This window comes from Sulfolobales archaeon (assembly GCA_038897115.1).
Classification (GTDB): domain Archaea; phylum Thermoproteota; class Thermoprotei_A; order Sulfolobales; family AG1; genus AG1.
Map to the genome: position 1 here is coordinate 1 of JAWAXC010000121.1, position 6,172 is coordinate 6,172.

Below are 6,172 nucleotides of genomic sequence, written 5' to 3' on the forward strand. Positions count from 1 at the left end.
CAGGAGCTTCTAGATAGATATCTTAATAAGGGCTTCTCAGGCGGTGAGATGAAGAGATCAGAGATAGTCCAGCTATACCTCTCAAACCCGAAATACCCTATACTAGATGAGCCTGACAGCGGTATGGATGTTGAGGGGCTAATAGCTATTGGAAACATTGTTAGGGAGTTGAAGCAAAGGGGTGCAGGGGTTCTCGTGATAACACATGTTGCAAGGCTCTTCAGAGATTTTAGCCCTGATTATGTTCATGTCATGATAGATGGTAGGATAGTGCTTACAGGTGGGCATGAGATAGTGAAGCTTGTAGATGAGAAGGGATATGAATATATAAAGTCAAGATATGCCCCGCAGGAGGGGTGAGGTTATAAGCTTTCTAGGTGATATATACAGGTTAGAGGTGTTGTAAATATGGGTGTAAAGGAGCAGCTTCTGAGATCATTTTACAGGGATCCTGCAGAGGAGGCTCTAGGACATATAGAGGTTGGCGGTGCTGAGCTAGTATTAAAAGGGAGGATCTCTAGGGATCTTGTTGAAGAGATCTCTAGGATCAAGAAGGAGCCTGAGTGGATGAGGCTGTGGAGGCTAAGGAATCTAGAGCTCTTCGAGAAGCTACCAACCCCTAGATGGCTTCCAGGCATCGAAGAGCTTGATCTAGATGAGCTTAGCCACTATATAAAGCCAGATGTTCCCAAGGCATCTACTTGGGAGGAGCTTCCTAAGGAGATTGTGGAGGCCTATGAGAGGCTAGGGATAAAGCAGGCTGAGATAAAGTTCCTAGCAGGTTTAAATGCTCAGCTAGACTCTGAGACAGTCTTTCTTAGAGTTAAGGAGTATGTTACGAAGAAGGGTGCTATAGTAACTGATATGGATACAGCTGTTCAGAAGTACCCTGATCTTGTTAAAAAGTACTTTATGAGGATATTCCCCCCTGAGCATAAGTTCGCAGCCCTCCACGGAGCTCTATGGAGCGGTGGTCTCTTCGTATATATACCGCCAGGAGTTAAGATCGAGTATCCCATAGAGGCCTTCTTCCTAATAGGAAAGGCTGGAGAGGGTAACTTCGAGCATAGCTTGATAATAGCTGATAAGGATAGCTATGCCCATGTGATAGAGGGGTGTGCCGCTCCTAGGCTGAGTAGACTGAGTTTTCACGATGGGATGGTAGAGATATATGTGCATGAGGGTGCCAGGCTACACTTCACAACGCTTCAGAACTGGTCATCCCAGGTTATAAACTTCAACAACAAGAGAGCTATAGTTGAGAGGAATGGCTATATCGAGTGGATAGAAGGATCTATAGGGGCTAGGGTGAGCGCTGTATATCCATCGGCATTTCTAAAGGGCGAGGGAGCATCTATGGAGAGCTATGTAATAACATTTGCCAGAGATGGGCATATAAAGGATGGAGGTTCGAAGGCATATCACCTCGCACCTAATACCAGGAGTAGGATTGTTTCTAAGAGCATCTCCATGACAGGTGGGATCAACATCTACAGGGGGTTGGTGAGGATTATGAAGGGGGCTAGGAACTCGAAGAGCTATACATCATGCGACTCCCTCCTCCTAGATGAGAAGAGCAAGACATATACATATCCTCATATACAGAATGACGAGCCAACAGCAATTATAGGTCATGAGGCTAGTGTTGGTAAGCTGAGTGATCAGCTTATGTTCTATCTAAGAAGCAGGGGCTTTAAGGAGAACGAGGCTCTCAGCCTCATAATAGGTGGGTTCCTAAGCGATGTGCTGGCGAGGCTACCATTTGAGCAGGCCGCACTGGTGAAGGCAGCGCTAGATCTTGAGTTCTCCAAGATAGGCTCTGTAGGGTAGCAGGGGAATAGATTGGCCAGCAGCCATAAAGAGGTTCTGGCAAAGGCTTCTAAGCTCTATAGCGAGATACCATATCAATATATAGCAGATTCACCAACGATAAGATATTACACCGATTGGAGTGTTTTCGACAAATACAGACCAGCAGAGGCTAGATATCAATGTGAGCAAGGGGCTATATCTGAGGCTAGCGCTGACATAGCTATCAAGGGCGGCTGTGTCGAGATATCTAGAGGAAGAGCTGGTGTTAAGGTTATAGCTGTTCATAGAGAGGATCTAGATACTCTAGATCCAGATATACCATTGTTTAAGCTTGTGAGGATAGAGGATTCTAAGGCATATGCTCTCCATATAGCAGGGTTCTCAGCAGGGGCTGTGATATATATTGATAAGGATATCGAGGATCCTCTGAGGATTAGAATATCCGGTGGATCCTCCCGTGGGCATCTCTCCCAACATATAGTGGTTATAGTTGGCGAAGGTGTTTCATCGAAGCTCCAGATAACAGTAGATCCTGCTGAAGATGCTCTGAGAACATTTGTAGAGGAGATACTTCTAATGCCCGGGGCTAGGCTTGAGATCTCCAATATATCTAGAAACTCTCCTAGGGCTCCGAGTTTCCAGGCTTCTCACTATCTCTTGCTAGAAGGCTCTGAGGTGGTCTCGGGATTCTCAGCGATAGCCGGTAATATGACTAGGATACAGCAGAGGGCTATAGTAGAGGGTAGGGGGGCTAGGCACATGGCATTCGGAGCTGTCCTTGGGACAGGGGAGAATAGGATCCATTATATAGAGAACGCCGTTGTAAGGGGGAGAGATTCTAGGGCTGTGCTTAATGTGAGGGGGATTGCAGCAGATTCTGCTAGAACCGTTGTACAGGCATTCGCTATACAGGAGGAGGAGTCATTCGGATCTGGGACAAATGTTGAGGCATCAACCCTTACAATCGGTAGAGGAGCTCTAGCTGTAACCCTTCCAATGCTCGAGGTCAGATGTGGAGATGTGGTTGAGGCTAGACACGCGGCTTCACAGGCGATACTAGATGTTGATGTCATGACATATCTAAGATCTAGGGGTCTCTCTATATATGAAGCTGTTAAGCTCATGACCTATGATTATATAGTAGAGCCCTTCCAAGATCTTCCTGAGTGGATGGTCAGCGGGCTTATAGATAACATATACTCGGATCTAGATAAGATAGACTTTGAAGCTCTGAAAATACTCTAGCCCCTTCTATATATCTAGCGATTTTTTATAGCTTATTCACTCATGGATAATAAGGGTTCCAACATCCTCTCCCCTCACAGCCTGAATAATGTTTGTAGGGTCTCTCCCATCTATTACAGCTACTCTAATCCTGCTTCTCTCTATTATGGAAAGCGCTACTGGATCTATTAGCTCATATCTACCAGCTGAAACGCTTTGCCTAGATAGTATCTTTCTAAGCTCTCCAACAGATACCCTTTTAAGGAGTTTCGCGTTGGGATCTGATGCTGGGTCTCTATCATATATTCCGCTAACAACAGTTGCATAGATTAGGAGATCAGCTGATATAGCCTCAGCTATAATAGCTGAGACAGCAACAGTTGATTGCCCTGGTTGAAAGCCTCCAGCAGCAACTACAAGCCCTGTGCTCCAGGCTTCTAGCATCTCATCTATATTCCTAACAACCCTCCTATATGCTAGATCTCCTAGGGCTATTGTGAGGAGAAAGGCGTTTAGCCTCGAAGCCTCTATACCTATGAGATCACATATGCCCTCACTACCTCCAAGAGATCTGCATGCATCTATATACCTCCTAGCAATACCCCCTCCACCAACCACTACAGCTACTCTATGACCCTCTCTAACGAGTTCCCTAACAATATTTGCCAGCTTAAAAATATACCCAGGATCCTCTGGGTTCACAAGCTTACCACTGATCTTGAGGACCAGCTTCATAGAGAACCACACGCCCAGGAATATAGCTTAAGGTGGAAAATATAAGCTACTCAGCACAAGCCTCAGAGAAGCTTGATGGGTAGCGAAAGCGGGATCCCTTAGATCCTGAGGAAGCAAGGTATTCAGCGATAATAGGTTTAAATAACCTTGGTGGGCCCGCGGGGATTTGAACCCCGGACCACGGGAGATCCCGCGTGGGTCCCGAGTCGGGCTCTATGGTGTCCCGCATCCTACCAAGCTAGACCACGGGCCCCATAAAATATTTTATATAGGGGAAGTTAAAGGGTTTCTATATAAGCTAGCTATGAGGGTATATGGCTAGCGATGCTTGCTAGGAAATACCTTTAGCCTGAATGGCTTATTTAGGCTTCCATCATATTCTATTACCGCTCCTTCCACTATCTTCTTCGAGATCTCGATCATTGTGAATGCGTGGAGGGTTAGTGAGGCGCATGTGACCTCGCTTGGGCCGTCTGAGAGTAGTAGGTAGGGGATTATCATATCAGACATATGTGTATCTAGAGAAGCCCCTGTTAATATGTCATTAGCTAATCTAGAGGCAGCCTCGATCCCTACATCCTCTGCCCTCTTATCCCTCGCTCCTATGCTATCAGCCCCTATTCTTGTGTTGCTTGCCTCGGCCCACAGAGCTATACCAGATCCCTGCCCTATATGTGGATCCCTATCAGGTGGGTAGCTCTCTATCTCTATCTCTATAGGAACATTCACCCCCATGCTAACAAGCTTTTCTTTAGCAGCCCTAGCCTGCCTCTCAGCAACATGCCTAGGGAGCCTTACTGCATGGCTAATACCTCTAACAGCTATTATTCCTCCCCTCTCGCTGAGGTTTAGGGGTTTAAAGCCCCTTGGAGGATCTCTTATCCTGGCTATCACCTCACCCCCGCCCCTGGGGTAATGACCCCTTCTAATTAGCTCTAGCTCAACCTCATAGCCCACCTTGGATAGGTGGTAGAGGAAGACATTCTTGAAATAATCATATGTGGGGCTCCAAGGCACATCAGTACCCCCTCTAAGCCTTAGCTCCACAGGTTTCTCGGAGAATGCTGCTACGAGGAGAAGGCTCTGTAGAACGAGTGTTATCGAGCCAGCACTACCTATGTCGAAGAAATAGGATCCCCCTGATATCCTTTTAGGCTCGAACTCGACCTCCGTGGATCCTAGAGTGGCACCTCTAACCCTCGCCCCAGTGATCTCTGCCAACGCCTTTACAACAGTTAGATGCTGCCTTTGCAACCCTGGATTCTCCCTCTTAGCCCTTATATTGACGATCCTCACAGGCTTGCCAAGCACAGATGCAAGGGCTAGCGTGTATCTAAGTATCTGGCCCCCGCCCTCGCCGAAGCTCCCATCTATAACTATCAACTCAATCACCCCCTAGAAGGCTTCTAATCCTGGAGACCCCATCTATCGAATCTATTATCTCTGCAACAACAGGGGGTACTAGCTCTCTCCACTTCTCATCACCGCTCATCATCATCTTCCTTATCCTTGTAGAGCTATATATCTCTCTACCAAAGGCTGGTGGTATAAGCACCTCAAAGCCCGCCTCTTTGAATAGCCTTATCACAAGAGGATTCCTCGAGATAGACGCCTCAAATGGGGGTGTGAAGAGTTTTAGATAGTGTGGCCATACGGAGTTCATGAGTATATCTGGAACAGGTATTATATATATCCTGCCAAGATCTATTTTCCCCCATTTCAGCGCCTCCCTAATCATATATATTCTCTCGCCAGCTGTGAAGGGGTTTACAACCGTGTGGCTCTCCTGCGCCGTTCCTATCACTATTATCAGCTCCTCAACCCTTTCAAGAGCCCATCTAACAACCTCTAGATGCCCCATGTGGAATGGCTGGAACCTCCCTGGGAAGACGGCTCTTCTATATCTAGCCTTGTCACCCACTACTCGATCACCTCTATTGAGACCTCATCCCCCCTCTTAAGGCCTGTGGATCTCGATAGAGAGCCCATGTAGATCCCTATCTCTATATATCCAAGGCTCCCTCTATATACCACCATCTCGCCAGGCCTTACGAGGCTGAAGCTCTCTTTATAGACAGCTCTATAGCTCTCCCCATGCCTAGCCCTTATAATAACCCTAGCCCCTATATTTATCCCAGCCCCTACTTCGAATTCCTCATGTGTGCAGCTTGTCACAGCATTTCCAAACCTATCTATATGTATGATCTTAGTCCTCACAGATCTCCTTGATTTAATACATATAAACTCGATCGGTGGCCTCACAAGCTCCTCAGGCTTCACAGGCGTTCCAAGCTTCTCAGGAGGCGTTCCACTTGCTATATATGCTGCAGCTGGTGCGAAGATGTCTCTCCCATGGAATGTATGGGATACAGGCTTTCTATGATACTCTGGATTATCTAGA

General features: G+C 46.9%; 7 protein-coding genes and 1 tRNA gene. 3 read left to right on the forward strand and 5 right to left on the reverse strand.

Features of this window, described 5'->3' with window-relative positions:
• From QXE01_11105 to QXE01_11115, 3 genes are all read left to right on the forward strand, one after another.
• Window positions 1-360 (forward strand): ABC transporter ATP-binding protein (locus QXE01_11105; GenBank protein MEM4971785.1); only part of this gene is annotated, 360 nt, incomplete at its 5' end.
• A 48-nt stretch (window positions 361-408) separates the two neighbouring features.
• The gene (gene sufB, locus QXE01_11110; GenBank protein ID MEM4971786.1) at window positions 409-1,830 is read left to right on the forward strand and encodes a Fe-S cluster assembly protein SufB; all 1,422 of its coding nucleotides are present in this window, start codon (window positions 409-411) and stop codon (window positions 1,828-1,830) included.
• 12 nt (window positions 1,831-1,842) lie between these two features.
• Window positions 1,843-3,057, forward strand: coding sequence for a SufD family Fe-S cluster assembly protein (locus tag QXE01_11115; GenBank protein MEM4971787.1), 1,215 nt, complete (start codon window positions 1,843-1,845; stop codon window positions 3,055-3,057).
• Between the two features lie 36 nt (window positions 3,058-3,093).
• Here QXE01_11115 and pyrH read toward each other — a convergent pair whose 3' ends face one another.
• The 5 genes from pyrH to QXE01_11140 all read right to left on the reverse strand — a co-directional run.
• The gene (gene pyrH, locus QXE01_11120; protein ID MEM4971788.1) at window positions 3,094-3,771 is read right to left on the reverse strand and encodes a UMP kinase; all 678 of its coding nucleotides are present in this window, start codon (window positions 3,769-3,771) and stop codon (window positions 3,094-3,096) included.
• Between the two features lie 148 nt (window positions 3,772-3,919).
• Window positions 3,920-4,024 (reverse strand) — tRNA-Pro (locus QXE01_11125).
• 65 nt (window positions 4,025-4,089) lie between these two features.
• On the reverse strand, window positions 4,090-5,163 hold the full coding sequence (gene rtcA, locus QXE01_11130; GenBank protein ID MEM4971789.1) for an RNA 3'-terminal phosphate cyclase: 1,074 nt from the start codon (window positions 5,161-5,163) through the stop codon (window positions 4,090-4,092).
• Window positions 5,156-5,692 carry a nicotinamide-nucleotide adenylyltransferase gene (locus tag QXE01_11135; GenBank protein ID MEM4971790.1) on the reverse strand — a complete coding sequence of 179 codons (537 nt, stop codon included), beginning with the start codon at window positions 5,690-5,692 and terminating at the stop codon, window positions 5,156-5,158. Before QXE01_11135 ends, rtcA begins: the two co-directional genes overlap by 8 nt.
• On the reverse strand, window positions 5,692-6,172 hold a 481-nt coding region (locus QXE01_11140; GenBank protein MEM4971791.1), incomplete at its 5' end, for an SAM-dependent chlorinase/fluorinase. The genes QXE01_11140 and QXE01_11135, both read right to left, overlap by 1 nt.

What these genes read in the sequence shown, in the direction of transcription:
- sufB (MEM4971786.1), top strand. Translation starts at nt 409, where the DNA reads ATGGGTGTAAAGGAGCAGCTTCTGAGATCATTTTACAGGGATCCTGCA.
- pyrH (MEM4971788.1), bottom strand. Translation starts at nt 3,771, where the DNA reads ATGAAGCTGGTCCTCAAGATCAGTGGTAAGCTTGTGAACCCAGAGGAT.